The sequence below is a fragment of the Armatimonadota bacterium genome, from assembly GCA_037138755.1.
Classification (GTDB): domain Bacteria; phylum Armatimonadota; class Fimbriimonadia; order Fimbriimonadales; family Fimbriimonadaceae; genus Fimbriimonas.
Map to the genome: position 1 here is coordinate 331,151 of JBAXHT010000002.1, position 20,281 is coordinate 351,431.

A 20,281-nucleotide genomic window follows, 5' to 3' on the forward strand; every position below is an offset into this window, starting at 1 on the left:
CGTCGGCACGGGACACCAGTGTAACAAAAATGGCTGCATTTTCGGGACCCCGCGACTGGGGCAGACTTCTTACGGCGATGGTGACCCCGTTCGACGCGAACGGCGGAGTGAATTTTAAGGAAGCTCGGCGGCTTGCGGCTTACTTGGTGGATGTTCAGAAAAACGACGGGCTTGTTGTGAACGGGACCACCGGAGAGTCGCCGACCCTCTCGGAAGACGAGAAGTTCCGGCTTCTGACCGAGGTATTGGAAGAAGTTGGCGACCGGGCGGCAATTGTTTTTGGGGCTGGTTCTAACGACACAGCCGATTCCGTTTTTTGCACCAAGAAGGCGACCGAGCTAGGGGCGCACGGGATTATGATCGTGAATCCGTATTACAACAAGCCGGGGCAACGAGGTTTGGTGGCACATTTTAAGGCTTGCGCCGAGGCGACTTCCCTTCCAGTTCTGGTCTACAACATCATCCCACGTTCTGCCATCAATCTCGAGACGCCTTACTTGCTTGAGCTGGCTAAGATTCCGAACATTGTCGGAGTTAAGGAGGCCAGTGGTTCGGTTCCTCAGATCAGCGATGTCTGCGGATCGGCGCCGGAGGGTTTCCGGGTTTATTGCGGTGACGATGCTCTGACGCTCTCGACCTTGGCGCTTGGGGCGCATGGCGTGGTTAGCGTTGCTGGGCACGTTGTTGGCGCGCAGATTAAGCAGATGATCGAGCTGTTTCCGACCGACCCGGCGGGGGCGGCGAAGATTCACCATGAAATCATGCCGGTGATCAAGGCTTGCTTTGTTGCTCCGAATCCGGTTCCGGTGAAGTGGATGCTTTCGCAACGTGGCTTTGATTGCGCTTCAGTTCGACTTCCGTTGGTTCCGCTTGATGAATCGGAACTGAATTCGATCAAATCTGCGTTCAAAGGGTAAAACCCGATGATGTTTCGCCGCCTCCTTTCCGCCATCTGTTTCTGCCTGGTGGCGGGGGCTTGTCAGGCTTATCCGGCGTTTTATGACGTGCTGATGAAGCAGTATGCCTTCAAGCCGGAGTCGGCGGCGGCGAAGGCGAAATGCCAAATTTGTCACGATGGCAAGCCGCCGAAGTTGAATCTGTTTGGAAAACAGGTCAAGCCAGTTTTGCCCCCGGATTACACTTTGACTCCCGCCGCATTGGAGAAAGTATCGGCTGCCGACGCGGATGGCGACGGTCTCTCGAACGGTGACGAACTGAAGGCTGGGCAACTTCCTGCCGTCAAAGAGGCACCGACTGGACAACCCGACACTCCTAAAGTCATCGAGACAAGCAGCGGCCAGCTAATCCCCAAACACTCGATGCACCCAGCGGTGGCGCACTTCCCTTTGGCTCTTTGGGCGGTGGCGGCATTCTTCGAGCTTTTTGGTCGGTACATGAAGCAGAAGCTTTATCACGATGTTGCGGTTGCGAACCTCGGTTTGGGCCTGATCGCCTCGATTGCAACGATCGGAACCGGAATCGCCGCAATGCTCCGCCTTGGCTACTGGCCGCTCACCGCGAACCCGATGATCATTCACCTTGCGCTAGCGAGCGGAAGCACCCTCCTTGCCCTCGGAGCCTGGTCACAGCGCAAGAAAGAAGGTCTCGGATTTCTCGCCCTGCTTTGCCTCAGCGCGGGTTCGGTCCTGCTCGCTGGGCATTTTGGCGGAGACATGGTTTTTGGTCAATAATTTGGAACAGAAACACTCCTTTCTGAGTTAATATTGATATGCAGGCTGTGTAGCCAGCGCCGAGTTCCGCCTTTCAAAAAGCGGGAACGGGGGACCCATCACTTGGGGTGAATTCTTGGGAAACCGAGGAAGGGACGCTCTTGGCCCTAACCCGTCAGCTAACCCCGTAGGCGAACGAGAGATGTAGCGCGAGCAATCATCCCCCGGTTCACAGTTTGGGTCGCCATTGTGCGCCCCTTGCACCTCCTGGTCGGGGCTTCGGACGTTCACGTTCGGGGCCTCGGTTGCTTTTGGGAGCTCCCAGTTTTCGGAAAGAACTGCGACGCATTTTGGTGGGTAGTCCGGTTCAACTACGAGCCGAAATTTCGTTTTTGTTGGGTAGGGTTGGGTAGGCGCGTTGAGGCTTGAGCGAGAGAGAACTGCGACGCATTTTGTGGGGCGCGTAGGTTCGGAGATTGTTCACTTTCAGAGATTTGTGGGGCGCAAGGGGCGCTGAGGAGTCTTGAGATTGGCAGAGAACTGCGACGCATTTTGGTGGGGACAATAGGTTCAAATGGGTTCTCATTTTTCGTTTTTAGTGGGGACAAGTGGGGACAAGGTTTTGATTTGGGAGTTGGAGCCTCGGTGGTCGCTTTGCTCGAACTTGGCGTGGCCAGGCGAGACGCGAGGACCCATCGGGGTCTATCACGAGCAAGTCTCAAAATTTGGATCATCACCTTGTAGGCAACGTAAAGTGGGGTTTGTCAACCTTTTCTTGGTATTTCGGGCTTCACTAATCGGCTATTGAAGGCTGTAGTTGGGAACAGGTTGGCACTGGGAGCCTGCTAAAGCCCCGATTTCATCGGGGCACTCCCAAAGTTGCTCTGGCGCCGTCTGCGTTGGCAAAGGTTTTAGCCTGCGGGGTCGCGGACCGCCAGGCATCAGAAGTTGGGTTGGATTGGGAGTCATGTGCCGGGGTTCTCTTTGACCGGCCGCGACAAGTCGCTGGTATGAAAAGCGGTGCCATGCCACCGCACTCCAAAAGGTGCTTTTGCAGCCGCCTAATCTGGCGGTGGCCTTAGCGAGCGGCGTCGCGGATCCCGAGGCATCAGAATGGGTTTGTCTCGTTTAGATTGTGCGAAGCACTAAAGGCTCTCGCCCGGTCATCCTTGTGGCCACCGTTGGTTGCAAAGATTCCCAAGACCGACACCACCAGGTCCCGCTGTGCTTTCGTCTTGACTTTGGCTCTGCCCATGGACTCGATAACCGCGATTCTAAGCCCGCGATCGTCAGTATTTCGAAAACCGTGACAGACAGTGAGGTAGGAGATAAGATCTCTATCGTTGAGCCGACAGGCTTCAAAAGTGTCCATCAGCTTGTACTTATCCAGGTTCGTCCGGGAGTTCTCAACGGTGCGACACCATTCGTCCACATGCGTGCGAAAGTACTTCGCCGATACCTGAATCGCCTGAATCCGGATCTCCTGGTCAGGATCATTAATCAACTCAAGTCTCTGTTGATTTGGGAGTCTTATGATGAGTTTTCGCAACTGCTCGCCGGCTCGGCTGGACACTTCGTAGTCCTCAGAGCAAGATAGCCTTGCGAGCCGAAGCCATTCGCCCCTCTCAACTTGTTTTAGAGTCCCTGCGGCCGGATGAGCCGCGAAAACATTCACACACACTGCAGCAAGTAAAGCTCCCATCTACTAGTTGATACCTCCAAGGCATTCCATTAACCTACCAGTAACGTCTCTCCTTTCCGGATGTTTTGCACCTCCACCTGCCCCCGGGCAGTTTATAAATTCGTGAACAAGAGGATCAGATCGGGCGTGGGGGTGGCACACCTGTAGGGTGCACTTGGAGCATGAACGGCTTTGGACCGCCCCTTTCGACAAAATCTGGAGGCGCCGAGTAACTTCTGTTCCATCCAAGATGATGTTGGAGACACTTTGGCCCACGTTCTCGACCTTCTTAAGGCCGTCTCAATCGTAGGTGTAGGTGTTCAACGTCGCATCCTCAGCGAATGTCGCCATCCGGTTCTTCTAATCATCCGACAGAATTGCGTGAGCTTGGAGTTAGCGAAAGGGTCCGAGGCCGAGCTCGAGTTGGGTTGTTTTCCTACACAGCTCTGCCGACTCCAAGTTGGTTCACTGGTAACCTGGCTCACCGAGAGCGTCAATTGGTTCTAGACGCGGTTACCAGTGCCACCCCAGTTACTTCTGCTTACCCAGCCCACGATAGTGGCTCGCCGGTTTCTCGGTAGCCAAAGGTTCCAACCCAGCCAAAGCCGCAGCTTGTTCCGGTAGACCAGATATTGCGTCCATACGCTGAATAGCGTGTGTCATACGTTCTGGTCTGAGACTGATCGATCTCAGCCGTGATAGAACCTAGGTGATCGGTCAGAAAGTCTTTCTTCACACCCGATGCTTCGTAGCCCATCATCTGGCCATTCACACTATAGAAACGCTTCTTCATTGCCATTAGAGCTCACCGAGATAGTCCGTTCCGTCCCAGATCAGAGTTACGACCACGAGTCTCGTTTGGCGCTGACCGGGTGCGATACCTTTTGGAGGAACGACTACTCCAGTAGTCAAATTCAGCGATTGCATCAAAGCCCGACATTCCGTAAGTACTTCCATAAGCCCAGAGCTTCAACCGCTTCCCTTTCTGCGAAGGGTGCCATAATCTTCCATATTCCAGTACCGAGCAAGGACCGAACCAGGATTGCGTTGAAACAGGATATTTTCCCGAAAGTTTCGCGAATAGATAACGGTTGATTACGGCAAGGTCATTATTCCGTATTTTTGATAACGGAATAGCTACGTTGCCCCATGCCTTGCCCAAATGATACGATTTTTGCGCCGAGGAAGCGATGTACGATTTGTAGGCGACTCTGATTGCCCTCAGACTCAATGAGTCCAAAGAGCGGACACCACGCTCAAACCGTTTCAATTCAGTTAGCGTTGTACAGCGTTCGTAGTGCAATCCGCCAAGTGCGTTCGAAAGTGAGAATGGGCCATTAAGTGCGAGAGCGATAGATAGGCAATACATTCTAACACCCACTGGTACTAAAGGTTACGGACTCAGAGCCGGTCTTACCGTCGCACTTTTTGGGACTGACATGATCCCATTTTGAGGTCCACCTTTTCATTGGTCGGATTCTTCCTTCTCGAATGATAACTCATGCCATTGCATGTTGTATGTGAGGGTGCCTTATGTTTTCGCCTCCGGGCAAAAAGGGCAAGATTGAGGTGGACGCATGAGCGGAAGACTGTTTACTGACAAGCCAGTTTTCGGGTGGTTGGAAGTTCTCGGCGTTTGGTCACTTGACGGTGCCACCCCAGCGACTCCTGCTCACCCCGCCCATGCTAGTGGCTCACCCTGAATTGCTACTTTTCTAAAAGTCCTCCGGCCCAGAGACTTGAACTTTTCCTGACGGAAGTATCGTCCGAGGCATGTACTCGAACCGTACCCTGGAATCCGGAGGAGTAAGCCTGTAAACAATGGTTCCATTTTTTACTGAGTAGATCGTTACTAGCCATTTCACCGGCTTTTTCGACAAACCATCAGGGTACACCTCGCTGATAAGTGCTTTCAGTTGCTGCGGGGTAAGTCGAGCAATGACAGGTTGTTGCCCTGACTTCTGCTGGAAACCTGCAGCCGTCCGAGTGGCACACCAAGTCATGCATGCCACGAGGAGGAACAGTATCCTGCTGTTCAAATTTGGAGATTTCTTCATACATTGTCCTTATCTGCAACGGTAACTTTGTCGCATCAAGTTTTGAACTCCGTTGGTGTTTTGCACGCGAGCGGATAGCCTAGTTTAGTCTGTATCCTAATTTGGTTAACCACTTAATAGAGTTCTCGGGTCCTGTTCTTTGTATGTACTTCGCAAGCCCGTTCCCTTCATTATCCGCAAGTTCAAGCCTTGCGCCTCTACTAAGCAAAAAATCCGCCATTTCCACATTTCCATGGCCGAGTGCGATGAAGATTGCCGTGTAACCTCTATCGTCCCTGCCGTTTACATCCAGACCTTTGTCCAGAAGCAATTTCATCTGTGCGATGTCATTCCTTGCCGCCGGAGAATGGAAGGGTGCTTCGGCAAGCTTTGCACCTGTTGGCAGACGAAGCAGAAAGAAGCAGCAGCCACTGCATAGTAGTAGTACAAGCATGAGTCGTTTCATAGTGAAATTAGACGCGGAGCAATACACCCGAATGTTTTCTCAATGCAGCTGGGTACCTGAAACTCCAAGGCGTGCAAGGTCTTGGGCAAGTTACGAAGTCCGAGGTTGGAGGTTATACATTCGGCTTGAACAAGGTTGGTCGTTGTAGCCTGCGGGGTCGCGGACCCGAGGCATCGGGGAAGTTTCAACCCACGTTATCGACAGTCATGAAGCCGTCTGAAATAGAGCAGTAGTTGGTCCTCACTGGTTGCTCCTCTTGGAATCTTATTATCTTACGACAGATTTGGTTGGAGTTGGGGTTCGTGAACTTTAGAGAAATTGGTGGAGGGGTTTTCAAATAGGTTAAAATCGCGGAGTCTATGGTGAACTCTGTTCTCATTCTTGCTAGCGTGCTTTGGACGCAGGCTCCTTCTCACTTGGCCGCGACTGCTCCTTCGGCTTTGCTTTCCAAGCCCGCTGTTGTCCAGACGCAGGGGTTGAAGGCGCTGGATCACTCGGTTTATGATCAGTGGAAGTCGATTCGGGGAACGACGATTTCGGATGATGGGAACTGGATTGCTTATGCGATTGCTGCCCAGGAAGGGGACATGGTTTTGGAGGTTCAGAACACTTCGACAGGTGCGAAGTTCACCACGGCTTTGGGGCAGTCATTGACGCTTCCGCAGGGGACGCCGATGAACCCTCGGATCACGATTTCGGGCGATTCGAAGTTCTTGATTGCGACCGTGAATCCGAGTTGGGAAGCTTACAAGAAGGCGCGAAAGGACAAAGTGAAGCCCGCTGACGTTCCGAAAGCGGGAATGGTGATTGTTGATTTGACTAAGTCTGCTGGTACAAACATGGAGAAAATCTCCAGTTGGCAGATGGCTCCTGAGGACAAGGGATTCCTTCTTTACAAACCAGAAGTAGCTCCGGCGGCAACAGCGAGTGGGGCTCCGGCGGCTGGGGCTCCGGCGAAAGAGGAAGCAGGAAAGGACGACGCCAAGAAGGAGACGGTCAAAAAGAAGGCCGACCACAAGGCGGGCGAGACCTACACGCTTCGAGAATTATCGACCGGAAAGGAGACAAAGTGGGAGAACGTTGCTTCGGCGGCGTTTAGCAAGAACGGCGAGAAGCTGGCCCTGGCGATTAGCTCGAAAGACGGGGCCGAGGACGGCATTGTCGTGGTTGACTTGAAATCGGGTGCGAAGACCGAGGTCGTTAAGGGGCTCGGGCGGTATCTGCGAATGGCGTTCGATGAAGAGGCTGGGCAACTCGCTTTTGTGACGGATAAGGATGACTACTTGGCGAAGCAACCGACGAACAGCCTTTACGTTTCGACGATTGGCAAGCCTGCGAAACTGGTGGCGAAGCTGGGGACCAAGGAGCTACCGAAAGATACGATGCCGGCGGCGGGGACGCTGAGCTTTAGCAAGTCGGGCAAGCGACTGCGATTTGGGGTGACGGGCAAGCCGACTCCGGAGCCGGAAGTGAATCCCGACGAAGCGGTTTCGCTGGACGTTTGGCACTACGATGACGAGCGGTTACAGACGGTTCAGTTGAACCAGCTTGCCGCGGATCGGGCGCGGAGTTTTGACTTCCTCTATCACATTAGTAGCGATAAGCTGGTGGAGCTTGAGACGGACGCATTTTCGGGGTCGTCGGTTTCTTCTGAGTTTGACAACGACTTGGGTCTGTCGATCTCGAACAAGGCTTATCGGAAGCAGTCTTCTTGGTCGGTTGGGGCTCAGGACATTTACACTATCAACTTGAAGACGGGCGAGCGGAAGGAGCTGGTTAAGGGGACGGATGCTTCGCTGGTTTTGTCGCCGAAGGGTCGGTTTGGAGTTGGGTACGAGGAGTCGAGCAAGAAGCTGGTTTCTTATGAACTGGCGACGGGTCGCAAAGTCGTTTTGAACAATGATTTGCCGCCGATTTGGGATGAGCTGAACGACGTTCCGGCTCCGGCGGGGCAGATCGGGTTTGCCGGATGGACGAAGGACGAGGCGCGGATTCTGGTTTACGATGCCTTCGACATTTGGGCGGTTGACCCTTCGGGCAAGGCTAAACCGGAGTGCGTGACGGGGGGCTATGGGCGGATGCAGTCGCTTCGGTTCCGCCGTTTAGGGCTTGATCCGGACGAAGTTTATGTTGACCTTTCGAAGCCGATGCTGCTGAGTGCGGTGGATACGGAATCGATGGATTCTGGGTACTACAAGCTTGAGGCGGGCAAGGCTCCGGAGAAGATCTTGATGGAGGCCGCCCAGTTCGGTGGGGCGGCTGGGCTTCGCGGAGTTGTTCAGAGTTCGGTTTCGAAGGCGAAGAATGCGGAGAAGGTGTTCTTTACTCGGCAGACGTTCCAGGAGTTTCCGGACTTGATGGTTGCGGATTCGGCGTGGACGTTTGCGAATCGGAAGCGGATTACGGATGCGAATCCTCAGCAGAAGCAGTACTCATGGGGAACAGCGGAGCACATCACTTATCGCTCGAACGACGGGGATGAGCTGCGGGGAATTCTTTATTCGCCAGACAAGGTCGATTATGTGAAGAAGCACCCGATGATCGTTTACTTCTATGAGCGAGACTCGGAGCTTTTGCATACTTATCGTTCCCCGGCGCCGAGCGCTTCGACGATCAATATTCCGCTGTTCGTGAGTCAGGGGTATGTGGTTTTGGTTCCGGATATTAAGTACAAAACTGGCTATCCGGGTGAGAGTGCGGTCAGCTGCATTCTTCCGGCGACGCAGGAGGCAATTCGGCGGGGGTTCGTTGATCCGAAACGAGTTGGGATTCAGGGCCAGAGCTGGGGCGGGTATCAGGTTGCTTATTTGGTGACGGAGACGGATATGTTTGCGGCGGGGTGTGCGGGGGCTCCGGTGAGCAACATGCTCTCGGCATACGGCGGGATTCGTGGGGAATCGGGCGTGGTTCGGCAGGGGCAGTATGAGATTGGTCAGAGCCGGATTGGGGAGTCGATCTGGGAATCGCCGTTGCGGTACCTGGAGAATTCGCCTCTGGTGCATGCTGACAAGGTGAAGACTCCGCTGTTGATGATGTCGAACGACAAGGACGGGGCCGTGCCTTGGCAGCAGGGGATCGAGTATTTCACGGGTTTGCGGCGGCTGGATAAACGGGTTTGGATGCTGAACTACAACGGCGAGGCCCACAACTTGGTGGAGCGTCGGAACCGAAAGGATTTCAGCGTTCGGTTGTCGCAGTTCTTTGATTACTACTTGAAGGACGGTCCTTTGCCGACTTGGATGGCGGAGGGGATTCCGGCGGTGAAGAAGGGCCGGACGATGGGGACTGAGCCGGTGGGTGAGAAGAAGTCGGGCGGCTAGGTATCCTACGACTATGCACAAAATCTCCGCCGTTGGCTTCGACGAATTCTCCTGTGAAGAGGGGACCAAGTTGGTTCTTGCTTTGGAAAATGGCGGAGTTGATGTTTCGCACCGCTGCGGCGGGAACGCTCGGTGCACGACGTGCCGCGTCAAGTTTCTGAGCGAGGAGCCGCCGATGGGGGATGCGGAGAAGGATTGCTTGGAAGAAGACGGCGTGCTGGGCGAGTTCCGGCTTTCGTGCCAGATCCGGGTGGACCGGGACATGTCGGTCGAGGTTCTTCAGCCTGTGAGCACCGCCGCTTGGGACAACCCGGGCGGCGATGTGGAGCCCTGACGAAAAGGTTCCAAAGGACGTGAATCTGATGTATGATAAAGCCATGAACCCTGAGTCCACCAGTCAACCGATCAAGCTGACGGATGCAGAAAAAGCGTTAGTGCGGGCAGGCCTTCGGAGCTTTGAGCAGGGTGAATGTCGAACCGAATCCGAAGTTCTCGCTTCAATTCACAGCAGCGTGGAGTCGTGGAAGCAGAAGAAACTGGCGTCGTAACCTACAGCCCTGAGGCTGAGAACGATTTAGTACAGAACCATGGACACACTGCGCACCATTGGGGTCTGGATCAGGCATACGTCTACACGGAACTTCTGATGGAATCAGCTAGAAAGGCTGCAAAACGGGAGCTACCTTGGCGAGAAGTCGAGGATTTCGATGGGCTGTACTCGGTGATCGTGAAATGGAAGAACGCGACTTACAACCACAACATCGTTTTCAAACCTGTTCAGGGTGGGATTTACGTTGTTCGGGTTTTGCACGGGGCGATGGATATAGCGACTCACCTAGGGTGAGGACTGAAGCTAAGCGGGTATCCTCTTAGGTTCAAAATGAGCTTTAGATCGCGCACGCATACCTGCGGAGAGCTTCGCGCTACGAACGCGGGCGAGACCGTCACTCTGAATGGCTGGATTCACCGGGTTCGGGATTTGGGGGGGCTTTGGTTTGCGGATATGCGGGATCGGAATGGGCTGGTGCAGATTGCGCTCGACCCGGAGAAGTTTGCTAATCGGGCGGAGATTCGGCCGGAGTGCTGTTTGGAAGTCACTGGAGTTGTGACTCTACGCGACGAAAAGACCAAGAACGCCGAGATGCCGACGGGGGAGATCGAGGTTGTCTTGACTTCGTACACTTTATTGAGCCCGGCGAAGCCTCTGCCCTTCCCGGTTTCGGATGAAGCTCAGATGGCTTCGGTTTCGGAAGAGCTTCGTTTGAAGCACCGGTACCTGGACCTTCGACGGTCGTATATGTATCGCTCGCTTGCGATGCGGTCTTCGGCGAATCAGCGGTTGCGAAACTTCCTTTCCGCGCGTGGGTTCTTGGAGGTCGAGACTCCGATTATCACGAAGTCGACTCCGGAGGGCGCACGGGACTACTTAGTTCCTTATCGACAGGAGGCTGGGCTCTGGTACGCGCTGCCTCAGTCGCCTCAGCAGTACAAGCAACTATTGATGGTCAGCGGGGTTGAGCGGTATTTCCAGATTGCGCGTTGCTTCCGAGACGAGTCTTCGCGGGCTGATAGACAACCCGAATTCACTCAGCTCGACATTGAGATGTCGTTCATTACCGAGGAAGATATTCTCACTTTGAACCAGGAAATGGTTCGGGAGGTCGTTAATGGCCTGATCACTGAGTTTGGTTTGGATAAGGAACCGGTTGGAGATTTCCCTCGCATGACCTACGCCGAGGCGATGTCGCTGTACGGATGCGATAAGCCGGATATCCGGTTTGGGCTGGAGCTGTTTGACGTCACTTCAATTGTTTCAGGGTCGGAGTTTGGGGTTTTCCAGAACACGATCGAGAGTGGCGGCGTCATTCGTGGCGTTCGATATCCGGGCGGATCGGGGCTCTCGCGAAAGGAAGTCGGAGTCTTGGAGGACTTCTCGCGTGAGTTTGGCGCGAAGGGCATGGCGTCGATTTCGTTCATCGCGGAAGGCGAGGGCGTGGCCCTGCCGGGCGGACTGATTGCCAAGTCGTCGATCACCAAGTTCTTCACTCCGGAGCAGTTGCAGGCGATTGCCGATGCTGGAAAGGCGGAGGCGGGCGACTTGTTCTGCTTCATCGCCGATGGCTACGAGGCCGGGAACAACGTTCTTTATCGTTTGCGATTGGAGATTGGAGATCGCTGTGGGCTTCGCGATCCCCGAAAGCTGGCGTATATGTGGGTCACCGACTTTCCTCTCTTCGAGTGGGATGCCGACGGCCAGCGATGGTCGGCGATGCACCACCCGTTCACGGCTCCGAAGACCGAGGATATTCCTTTGCTTGCCGAGACTCCGGGCAAGGCTCGCGCTCAGGCTTACGACATGGTTTGCAATGGTAGCGAGTGCGGCGGTGGTTCGATCCGAATCAACCAGAGCGACCTTCAGGCCCAAATGTTCGGCCTCCTCGGCATCGACGCGGCGACGCAAGAAGAGCGCTTCGGACACCTGCTTGAAGCATTTAGTTACGGCGCGCCGCCTCACGGCGGAATCGCATGGGGCATGGACCGCCTCATCATGCTCCTCGCTGACACCGAGAACATCCGCGAAGTCATCGCGTTCCCCAAGACGGGGCCGGGAATGGATCCGCTAATGAACGCTCCGAGCACGATTGACTCCCAGCAGTGGGCGGAACTTGGCCTTAAGAGAGGTTAGATAGGTCAAGTCCGTTGCTAATCAAGGCAACTTCCTGAATCTAATTTCTCGTTTGTCAGGACTGGTCTTTGCCATCCCGCCTCCCTTTGCTGAAGTACCTGCGTTAATAAAATAGTAGGCGGATGTGCTACCGACTTTGAGATTCCGACGCTCAACATCCATGAATCCAGCAATCTGAACGGCATTAAGCACGAAATACCTGATAACCCCTTCAGAAGCGCCATAGGATTTCCCATCAAGAGCCGAAGTCGGATCGAGAAGTTTCCAACCATATGGAGCAAGATTGGCATACAAAAACGAGTGACTCAATGTGTCGTTCCCAGACTGACTCCAAAATCCGCCGTAAACTTGGAAGCAAGGAATATGTTGCTTTCTTAGTACCGCGCCGTAGAGAGTTGCAGCCGTTTGGCAACCAAATTCCGTCAACTGACAGATCCCGCTGGCATGTTGCGAGTCACCTCGCCTGCCACCTGGGCCCGCTGGGATTTTGGAGTATTTGAAGCACTTATCCAAAACTTTGTACGTGCGCTCAATGTATTCAGACCAGCGCTCAGACTCTCCCTTTTGCATCTCCCATTTTTTGTACCACTCCTGAAACTTCGGATGCTCGTAGTCGTAGCTCACTTCTTCCCCGAGGGAGACAAACTGGGGTGTCATTGTGACCGGTTCAGTGCTAACAGCGTTGGCTTGGATATAGCTCCAAATTTCTGCCTTCATTATCACGGTCATTGTTTTCGCCTCGGGCATGACCTCAAGACACCACATCTGTTGTTGCCCACGGTTGAGGGGACCTGAAATTTTGCGCAACACACGACCGCCTTCGACAGTTACAGAGTCGGAAATGATTTCCTGAGTGGGCAAATTTGGCGGGCGGCAGACCATGATCTCAACCGTCTTACCGGGCTCGCACGACTGAACCCATTCTCGCGCCGTGAGCTCGCCTCGCAACTTTCCATAACGTTGGAAACCAGCCTCCATTGCCAAAGCTGGTTTTGAACCGGTGTTCTGCATAGGTTCCTTGTTTGCCAACAGCACTAGAGCGGATAAACCAAGCATCCGTAAAATATACACCAATTGTTGGCTGTCAGAATTTTTACGTGTGAGGGTCACGATCAGTCCACGGACGAGGGACCTTCTTCTATGCGCCGACGTTCGACACAATTCAATCCTAGTGTCCTCCAGCTATAGAGGACATTAGAATTCTTGGTAAGCTTTTGAGGAATCTAGGGCTTAGTCAACTACTTCGAGATCAACCGCCGGAACCATGCCGATTCTGGCGCCTTCGGCCAGTAGCAATCGGATCGCCTTGACGCCTTCTTCGCCCATATCGCGAGTTCGCTCGTTGACGTACATGCCGACGAACTTGTCGGAAGTTCCCTCGTCCATTCCACGAGCGTATTGCAGGGCGTGGCCAAGGGCGTTTTGGCGGTTATGGAGACCGGCTTCAATTGACTCTCGCATGCAGCGAGAGACTTCGATGACGGCGTCGTGGCCGAGGTCTTTGCGAACGACATTCACACCCAATGGTAATGGGAGGCCGGTCTTCTTGCGCCACCACATGCCCATGTTTGCGATCTCATAGAGGCCTTCTTCGGAGTAAGTCAGTTGGCTCTCGTGAATGATCAGACCAGCGACGTAGTCGCCGCGTTGAACTGCGGGGACGATTTCGTCGAAGGGGACGACCTCGTACTTCAGGTTCGCGTTGGTGCCAAAAGTGTCTTCGAAGAACAGGTTGAGTTCAAGAAATGCGGATGTGAGCTTGCCAGGAACCGCAATCGTGATCTCTTCTAGCGAAGAAACCGAAATTGGCGAAGCGGCAACCACCATCGGGCCGTATCCGTCGCCAAACGAGCCACCGTGCCGAAGCAAGGCGTACTTGTCTGCCACGTAGGCAAAAGCGTGAACCGAAATCGCGGTGGATTCGAGCTTGCCTTCCATCGCCCAGTCGTTGAGGGTCTGGATGTCGCGCAGGATGTGCTCGAACTGAAATTCGGACTTGACGGTGCCGGATGCGAGGCCCCAGAACATGAAGGCGTCGTCGGAATCGGGCGAGTGGCCGAGGCGAATCGTTTGCGCGGCGGTAGTCACATGTATAGTCTACGTCCCCAACCGCGCTAAAATAGCGTGTGGCGCGAAAACCAACCCTGAGTCCAAGCCGGATCACAACGTTTCTCGCGTGCCCAAGCAAGTACCTCTGGACCTATATTGACCCGCGCGGGAAGTGGTATTTGCGAGCGAAAAGCTACTACTCATTCGGCACGACTCTGCACAAGGTAATGGAGCGGTTTCACGACGAGGGGGACCAGGGCGTCACCACGGTCGGCGATGCGCTACGGATCTACGAAGAGAGTTGGATTGACGCGGGATTTGCTTCGGCTGAGGAGATGCAGGAGGCTTACGGCGAAGGCAAGGAAATTGTTGCGGCGGTGATTGCCGAGGAAGAAGTCGCTCGTCGCGAGTCAGGAGTTAGGACTTTGGCGGTTGAGAAGCTTTTGAAACGCGACTTAGGGCCGTTTGAGCTGATAGGGCGCGTGGATCGGCTGGATGAGTATCCGGATGGTCGGATCGATATTGTTGACTACAAATCTGGGCGCGCATCGGTTACAGAGGCTCAAGTTAAGGACGATTTGGCGATGGCTTGCTACCAGTTGCTTGCTCGGTCTATTTTCCCCGATCGTCCGGTGACGGCGACGATTCATGCTCTGCGGGTGCAGGCAAGGGCCACTACTTCTCTTTCGGCACTTGAACTCGAGGAGTTTGAGCGGGACATTGTTCAGATTGGCGAGACGATTCTCTCGGCTTCCATTGATGACTATTCTCCGCGGCCGAAGCCGCTTTGCGATGGTTGCGACTTCCTTGCGCTTTGCAAGAAGGATCCGAGGTACGAATGACTCCGTTACCGCGCGAATTTGGAGCCAAGCTCGGTGCTTGGGACCCGGTGAACGGGTGGGCACCAGTTGCCTGGCAAGATACGTATTCTAAGGAAGCGATTTCGGGCGTTTCTCGTTTACTCGTGGCCCCTCGTCGCCCTTTAGAGTTTGTCTCGGAAGTGTTGGGAGTTTATGGGGAGAGATTTCGGCTCGTTTATTTGTTGGTCACTCCGCCGGACGGATACGAGTTTGCTCGTTACGAACTTGCATCGCTTTCGCTTGCTGAAGTTCAAGCCTTTCTGTCTGAGTTTGGTGTGTTCTTGGGACGAGATGCGCGGCATCACGTTTGGATTCACGCTATGGATAGCGGTGGAACGATTATCTGGGACGAGCATGATTGGGTGTATTGCTACGGCCATCTGTCATCGGTTTCTGAATTGTTGGTCGAGAAAGGCTTCATTGAAGGCAAGCCCGAAATCCCATTTCCACACCTTCATAACGAAGACCCTGACCTAACTCCTGAGATGGAGCGAATGCTGACTAGCCTTCCCTGGGTCCAAACGCCAGTTTCCAACCCTCACTAATCTGCGATTGCAACCTAACGCTAGGTTAAGCGTAAGTGTATAATTAGCGTCAAACCGCGCGGAATTACACCCAATGAAACGATTTCTCAACTGGCTAAAAGGGCTCTTCAACAAGACGATGGACAAGTTGGAGGATCCCGAAGTGATGCTGGATCAGGCCAAGAAGGACATGCAAGCGGCTCTTTTGAGTAACCGCGAGAAGGCAGTTCAGGCGATCACCCAGAAGAATATGCTGGAGAACGAGCTGAAGCAGCAGCAGAATAAGGCCGCTTCGCTTGAGTCCAAAGCGACCATGGCTCTTAAGCAGGGTGACCGTGCGCTGGCGACTCAGTTCATGCGCGAGAAGATGAACATTGACTCGGTCGTTGCTTCTTTGCAGGCTTCATACGATTCTGCGGTCGCCACCGTTGAGCAGGTTAAAGTTGGCATCAAGCGTCAGGAAGAAGAGGTTCGCAAGAAGACCGCCGAAGCTCTGGCGCTCAAGGCTCAGTGGAAGTCGGCTCAGATTCAATCGTCGATCAGCAAGGCCCTCGACGGACTCTCGTTCGAGAACGAATTCGAAGGTTTTGGCGCGGTTGAGAACCGAATCAAAGAGAAGCAATCCGAAGCGGCTGCTCGGGCCGAAATGGGTAACGAGTCGCTCTTCGGAAAGATTCAGCAGATGGAGTCCACTTCGCGCGACCTCGAAGCTGAGTCCGAGCTCGATAAGCTGGAAGAGAAGCTTGGTCTGAAGCCGGTCACGGCTACTGAGTCGGTGACTCCTTCGGTGAGTGTTGTTCAGGGCGGAGCAGCAGCTCCTGGGGCTTCGGCAAGTGAAGCCGAGAAAGCTCTCGAAGATCTCGAGAAGCGATTGAATAGCTAGTTCCGTTGGAGTAGTGGAGATATAACTTCAACTCCAATTTGTGCGTATGCACTGATATGCTCAAACCAATTCTGGGACTTCTGATCGGTGCAGTGCTGGGATTCGGCTACCACAAGCTGATGGTCCGTTGCAACTCGGGCTGCCCTAACATGAAGTACCCGATGCTTCCGGTCGCAGTTCTTGGTGCGATTGGCGGCTTCATCGGCTCACGAATCAAGTAACCTTAACCTCATGGCATCTGCTGAGTTGATGCGCCTCCATAAGCTCCACGAGATTGATCGTGCGATTCTACAAATTCGCAAGCGCGCGGCGGCGATGGAAGAAGGTGTCAAGTTGCAAGCTCTTGCCGAAAGGGCAAAAGCCAACTTCGCTGAGGCGAACGCGAAGTACCACGAAAAGCACGGCGAGCAGCGGGATCTCGAACTGGCAAACCAGCAAATTGCCGATAAGGTGCTGTCGATCGAGAAGCAACTGTTCGGAGGGAAGATCACTAACCCGAAGGAGATCGAGGCACTCGAACATCAAAAGGCTCGGCTTATTGCCAACCAATCGGTTAACGACGAGAAAATCCTTGTTTACTGGGACGAGGTTCCACCGCTGAAGTCGGCCGCCGAGGAAGCGAAAAAGCAAGCCGAGGCGGCGATCAAGAAGTTCGCAGACTGGAGGACCATGGCGGCGACCCAGAAAGCAGAGCTAGAAATGCGGTTTAAGGAGCTGAGTTCGCAGCGGCCCGCTTTGGCAAAGACAATTGGCCCAGCGCTCATTGGGCGGTACGACGCAATTCGGGCCAAACACCATGTCGGAATGGCGGATGTTACTCACGAAAAGACCTGCGAGGAGTGTGGCTCGACGATTCCCGAGATGGTGATGGTGCAGCTCATCGAGGACAAAGTGGTTGTGTGCGAGGGGTGCAGCCGGATCCTGTATTACACCGGCGGTGTGATTTGAGGGCTTGGCCTGGTCTGCTTGCTTTGACCCTCTTAGGCTGCGCTAAATCGCCCCTAAACCCTGATGCCGACGCGACGCGTCTCATTTTCCGAATGTCGGTAGACGGCCAAGTCCGCTCCGACTACGTGTACATCTTTGCGATTCGGACGAGCACCGACCTCAACCCGACCACCGACGGCCCTCTTCCGGTTGTGGCGTTTCCTACCAATAACGGCTTTCTGACAGGCAATGCCACTTACTTTGTCCGCTGGACACCCGAGACGCGCCAGTACACTTTGTATAAGTTTACGGATTCATCCTTATCGTTTTTCAATGCGGTCGGTATCCCACTCAACTCGCTCGACGTCTCGACCGGATCAAAGACGCTCGGCTTCGAGCTTTCTTTGAACCAGTTAGCCGATACGGTGGCGGATGCCAAGGCGCTTCAGTCGATCCAAGTCAATCTGCTGACCATGAACCGGCTTCTCGACCCGTCGAGCGGATCGAGTCGGATCATTGACAGCCTGGGGAACAATCGGAACATCGCGGAGATCAACTCATTCGTTCGGATTCCGCTAGCCACATCGCAGGTGTACGACAACTCACGCTTTGCTTTCCTTGAGCCAAGCACGCCAGACACAAACGACCCAGATCTCGACATCCGGGACTGGAGCATTGAGGTTCGCAACCAGTGAAAGTCACGGTTCTTGGCTCGAACGGAATGCTCGGTACCGACGTGGTGAAGGTGCTTGAGGCATTGGGTCATGAGGTTCGCGCTTTGACCCGCGCCGATATCGATCTCACAAAGCCGGCGACGATTAACGACTGCAAATGGCTTGCGAAGAAGAACGCCGACTGGGTGGTGAACTGCATCGGTTACACCGCGGTTGATAAAGCTGAGGAAGAGCCGGAAGTAGCGTTTGACGTCAATGAAGAGGGGATTTTGAACTTGTGTGGCAAGCTCAACGGGGGACCTCGATTGTTACACGTCTCTACAGATTTTGTATTTGATGGCTCGGCTTCGGCTCCTTATGTCGAAACCGACGAGACGAATCCCTTGGGGATTTACGGACAATCTAAGCTCGCGGGAGAGCACTACGCAGAGGCGATGCTTGATGATCCGGTGATCTTCCGCACAAGCTGGCTTTTTGGACCCAGCGGAAAGAGCTTTCCTTTGACGATGATAAACGCTCACAATGCTGGGCGCCAACTTCGGGTGATCGGAGACCAGTTCGGGTGTCCGACGTACACTGTTGACTTGGCGACCGCAATCGCTTCGGCGATAGAAGGGGGGTTGCCTTCAGGGGTTTACCATGCTTGTGGTAGCGAGTCGATGAGCTGGCACGAGTTCGCGGAGCGTGTGCTGTCGGTTTATCGAGACGAATCGGTTTCGGTTGAAAAGATAGGCACGGCGGACTATCCCACTCCTGCCCAGCGACCGGCTTACTCGGTGATGAGTAACGCCAAGCTAGCCGGGGCCGGGATCAATCCTTGGCGGTCGACTGAGTCGGCGGTTGAAGAGTTTGTTGAGCGGTTGCGTCGAGCAGGTAAGATTTCGAGACTATGAGCGGAATCTTCGCGTTTTCGATGTTGTTAGCTGGTCAATCATCAGTGACCGCGACCCTTTCGATCCCAGTTTACGATTTTGACTACAAGACAAGCGCGGTCAAGGGAGGGGTACCCACAAAGCTCCCGACTGGATTCAAAGAAGTGAAACCAGGCACGGGGAAAATCGAATCCAAAAGCGGCTCGATCTCGTTCACGCTAGCCAAGTCGGGTCAGCCGATCCCGACTCCGCAACGAAACCCCGAAGCTAAGAAAGGTGAAGAGTGGACGACTATTCGCCTCGTGAAGTGGATCGGTTGGCGCAACCTCAAGGGGAATCAGGAATTCTATAAGCTCACTTGGAGCAGCTACCGGGTTAACGCAGTTCTGACCGCGAAAACGAAGAATGATCTGCCCGAACTACGCAAGGCGCTCGGGGTCATGTGCGATAACTTGACGTTCTGAGCGAGTCGCAACTAACCGTTTTCCTAGTTTGATACCCGGCTGTTCAATGAAACGGTAGGTAAGAGCTGAAACCAGGACAGTAGACGCGAATAGTGCAAACGTAAAGTATGCCGTATTGCTCATAACGCCAGTTGGTCGCAGCCAAATCAGTACCACTCCGTGAACGAGATAGATCGAGTAGCTGATCGTGCCCAAATACACAAACAAAGGAGAAACCTTTGTGTCGTTTGCAGAAAGCGCGACGATGAATCCGCCTACGGCAACCAGCATGGTCGGGTAGTGGCTCAATGTCGCCAGTGAGTTAGCGTTGATGGAGATTGACGTGAACCACTGGAGCGATATTGAAGACACTGCCAGGGCTGTTATCATCACAATCTGGCGCTTCGTGATTTCGGCAGCGCGGTAGGAGTAGTACGCACAGCCGAGGAACATGAAGGCGAAGCCAATCAGTCGATCTCCACCTAACGACCGACCTGTCACCCATGATGCTAGATTGAGGAGGATTAGTAGTACTGAGATGGTCGGGCTGAGCTTGTACAATTTTGAGCTCCTATTAAGAGCAAACAGAGTCCCAAGAAGACAGTAGAACACGAGTTCATAACCTAGCGTCCAGTAGGCACCCCGTAAGCTAGGGAATCCAAGAAACTCTTGCACCATTGTTAGGTTCAGAACTGCACTCAAAACAAAGGATTTAGGACTTAACCAAGGTGTCGCCCCGATCATAAAGCCAGTTATTGAAACGGCCAGGCTAACAATAAACAGTGGGTACATCCTAAACACTCGACCGATCGCAAAGTCCTTTACGGTTTTGACTCTCTTGAGGCTAAAGGGAATCACGAATCCGCTTATCATGAAGAAGAGATAGACTCCCCCCGCGCCGAGATGGATGAATTGGCTGATTGATTTGAATGTGGCTAAAGAGGCAATCTCGATTGCGTGGGCCACAAGCACTGCAATTGCGGCGAAGCCGCGTGCCGCATCTATGCCCTTGTATCGACTTTGGTCGGTTGCCTGGGCCATTAGTTGCGAGTATATCCCAGGGAGTTGCGACACTCCTCGAGCGCAGCTATTCTCTTGCTGGGTGATTTGCCTGATTCATCTGCCGGAATATGAATCTTAGTGTAACGTCTGGGTCAGAGCTTCATGAACTAGGGCGGGTTCTCAGGCGG

21 protein-coding genes and 1 riboswitch are annotated in these 20,281 nt (G+C 54.0%); of the genes, 15 read left to right on the plus strand and 6 right to left on the minus strand.

Annotated features, from left to right (window positions below):
* The first annotated feature begins 29 nt into the window (after positions 1 to 29).
* Both dapA and WCK51_11450 read left to right on the plus strand, forming a co-directional pair.
* On the plus strand, positions 30 to 917 hold the full coding sequence (dapA, locus tag WCK51_11445; GenBank protein MEI7577501.1) for a 4-hydroxy-tetrahydrodipicolinate synthase: 888 nt from the start codon (positions 30 to 32) through the stop codon (positions 915 to 917).
* A 6-nt stretch (positions 918 to 923) separates the two neighbouring features.
* The gene (locus WCK51_11450; GenBank protein MEI7577502.1) at positions 924 to 1,691 is read left to right on the plus strand and encodes a DUF2231 domain-containing protein; all 768 of its coding nucleotides are present in this window, start codon (positions 924 to 926) and stop codon (positions 1,689 to 1,691) included.
* A 47-nt stretch (positions 1,692 to 1,738) separates the two neighbouring features.
* A riboswitch (cyclic di-AMP (ydaO/yuaA leader) is annotated at positions 1,739 to 1,879 on the plus strand.
* Positions 1,880 to 2,778: 899 nt separating this feature from the next.
* Here the strand turns inward: WCK51_11450 and WCK51_11455 are convergent.
* Both WCK51_11455 and WCK51_11460 read right to left on the minus strand, forming a co-directional pair.
* Positions 2,779 to 3,372: a hypothetical protein gene (locus WCK51_11455; protein ID MEI7577503.1), complete on the minus strand. Its 594-nt coding sequence runs from the start codon at positions 3,370 to 3,372 to the stop codon at positions 2,779 to 2,781.
* 520 nt (positions 3,373 to 3,892) lie between these two features.
* Positions 3,893 to 4,144 carry a hypothetical protein gene (locus tag WCK51_11460; protein MEI7577504.1) on the minus strand — a complete coding sequence of 84 codons (252 nt, stop codon included), beginning with the start codon at positions 4,142 to 4,144 and terminating at the stop codon, positions 3,893 to 3,895.
* A gap of 784 nt (positions 4,145 to 4,928) precedes the next feature.
* Between WCK51_11460 and WCK51_11465 the strand changes: the two genes are divergently transcribed.
* The gene (locus tag WCK51_11465) at positions 4,929 to 5,054 is read left to right on the plus strand and encodes a hypothetical protein (protein MEI7577505.1); all 126 of its coding nucleotides are present in this window, start codon (positions 4,929 to 4,931) and stop codon (positions 5,052 to 5,054) included.
* A 433-nt stretch (positions 5,055 to 5,487) separates the two neighbouring features.
* On the opposite strand, the gene WCK51_11470 is transcribed toward WCK51_11465, so the two are convergent.
* The gene (locus WCK51_11470; protein ID MEI7577506.1) at positions 5,488 to 5,853 is read right to left on the minus strand and encodes an ankyrin repeat domain-containing protein; all 366 of its coding nucleotides are present in this window, start codon (positions 5,851 to 5,853) and stop codon (positions 5,488 to 5,490) included.
* 359 nt (positions 5,854 to 6,212) lie between these two features.
* Here WCK51_11470 and WCK51_11475 point away from each other — a divergent pair, with 359 nt between their 5' ends.
* From WCK51_11475 to aspS, 4 genes are all read left to right on the plus strand, one after another.
* Positions 6,213 to 9,173 (plus strand): prolyl oligopeptidase family serine peptidase, encoded by a 2,961-nt coding sequence (locus WCK51_11475; protein ID MEI7577507.1) that lies wholly within the window; start codon positions 6,213 to 6,215, stop codon positions 9,171 to 9,173.
* Between the two features lie 13 nt (positions 9,174 to 9,186).
* Positions 9,187 to 9,507, plus strand: coding sequence for a 2Fe-2S iron-sulfur cluster-binding protein (locus WCK51_11480; protein ID MEI7577508.1), 321 nt, complete (start codon positions 9,187 to 9,189; stop codon positions 9,505 to 9,507).
* A 135-nt stretch (positions 9,508 to 9,642) separates the two neighbouring features.
* Entirely contained in the window at positions 9,643 to 10,017 is a 375-nt protein-coding gene (locus WCK51_11485; GenBank protein MEI7577509.1) for a type II toxin-antitoxin system RelE/ParE family toxin, read from the plus strand.
* A gap of 36 nt (positions 10,018 to 10,053) precedes the next feature.
* Positions 10,054 to 11,859: an aspartate--tRNA ligase gene (gene aspS / locus WCK51_11490; protein ID MEI7577510.1), complete on the plus strand. Its 1,806-nt coding sequence runs from the start codon at positions 10,054 to 10,056 to the stop codon at positions 11,857 to 11,859.
* Between the two features lie 21 nt (positions 11,860 to 11,880).
* On the opposite strand, the gene WCK51_11495 is transcribed toward aspS, so the two are convergent.
* Together WCK51_11495 and WCK51_11500 are read right to left on the minus strand one after the other, a co-directional pair.
* A complete protein-coding gene (locus tag WCK51_11495; GenBank protein ID MEI7577511.1) occupies positions 11,881 to 12,915 on the minus strand; it encodes a hypothetical protein in 1,035 nt (344 codons plus the stop codon).
* A 174-nt stretch (positions 12,916 to 13,089) separates the two neighbouring features.
* Positions 13,090 to 13,947 (minus strand): MqnA/MqnD/SBP family protein, encoded by an 858-nt coding sequence (locus tag WCK51_11500; protein ID MEI7577512.1) that lies wholly within the window; start codon positions 13,945 to 13,947, stop codon positions 13,090 to 13,092.
* A gap of 38 nt (positions 13,948 to 13,985) precedes the next feature.
* Here WCK51_11500 and WCK51_11505 point away from each other — a divergent pair, with 38 nt between their 5' ends.
* The 8 genes from WCK51_11505 to WCK51_11540 all read left to right on the plus strand — a co-directional run bounded on the left by WCK51_11505 (position 13,986) and on the right by WCK51_11540 (position 19,112).
* Positions 13,986 to 14,750: a PD-(D/E)XK nuclease family protein gene (locus WCK51_11505; GenBank protein ID MEI7577513.1), complete on the plus strand. Its 765-nt coding sequence runs from the start codon at positions 13,986 to 13,988 to the stop codon at positions 14,748 to 14,750.
* Complete coding sequence (locus tag WCK51_11510; protein MEI7577514.1) at positions 14,747 to 15,313, plus strand: hypothetical protein; 567 nt, start codon at positions 14,747 to 14,749, stop codon at positions 15,311 to 15,313. The genes WCK51_11505 and WCK51_11510 overlap by 4 nt, the downstream gene beginning before the upstream one ends.
* A 73-nt stretch (positions 15,314 to 15,386) precedes the next feature.
* Complete coding sequence (locus WCK51_11515) at positions 15,387 to 16,175, plus strand: PspA/IM30 family protein (protein ID MEI7577515.1); 789 nt, start codon at positions 15,387 to 15,389, stop codon at positions 16,173 to 16,175.
* A 56-nt stretch (positions 16,176 to 16,231) separates the two neighbouring features.
* Positions 16,232 to 16,396 carry a hypothetical protein gene (locus tag WCK51_11520; GenBank protein ID MEI7577516.1) on the plus strand — a complete coding sequence of 55 codons (165 nt, stop codon included), beginning with the start codon at positions 16,232 to 16,234 and terminating at the stop codon, positions 16,394 to 16,396.
* Positions 16,397 to 16,406: 10 nt separating this feature from the next.
* Complete coding sequence (locus WCK51_11525; protein ID MEI7577517.1) at positions 16,407 to 17,123, plus strand: hypothetical protein; 717 nt, start codon at positions 16,407 to 16,409, stop codon at positions 17,121 to 17,123.
* Positions 17,120 to 17,797, plus strand: a complete 678-nt coding sequence (locus tag WCK51_11530) for a hypothetical protein (GenBank protein MEI7577518.1) — start codon at positions 17,120 to 17,122, stop codon at positions 17,795 to 17,797. Before WCK51_11525 ends, WCK51_11530 begins: the two co-directional genes overlap by 4 nt.
* On the plus strand, positions 17,794 to 18,669 hold the full coding sequence (rfbD, locus tag WCK51_11535; GenBank protein MEI7577519.1) for a dTDP-4-dehydrorhamnose reductase: 876 nt from the start codon (positions 17,794 to 17,796) through the stop codon (positions 18,667 to 18,669). The genes WCK51_11530 and rfbD overlap by 4 nt, the downstream gene beginning before the upstream one ends.
* Positions 18,666 to 19,112: a hypothetical protein gene (locus WCK51_11540; GenBank protein ID MEI7577520.1), complete on the plus strand. Its 447-nt coding sequence runs from the start codon at positions 18,666 to 18,668 to the stop codon at positions 19,110 to 19,112. Before rfbD ends, WCK51_11540 begins: the two co-directional genes overlap by 4 nt.
* On the opposite strand, the gene WCK51_11545 is transcribed toward WCK51_11540, so the two are convergent.
* A complete protein-coding gene (locus WCK51_11545; protein MEI7577521.1) occupies positions 19,068 to 20,132 on the minus strand; it encodes an acyltransferase in 1,065 nt (354 codons plus the stop codon). The genes WCK51_11540 and WCK51_11545 overlap by 45 nt on opposite strands.
* Positions 20,133 to 20,281 lie beyond the last annotated feature (149 nt).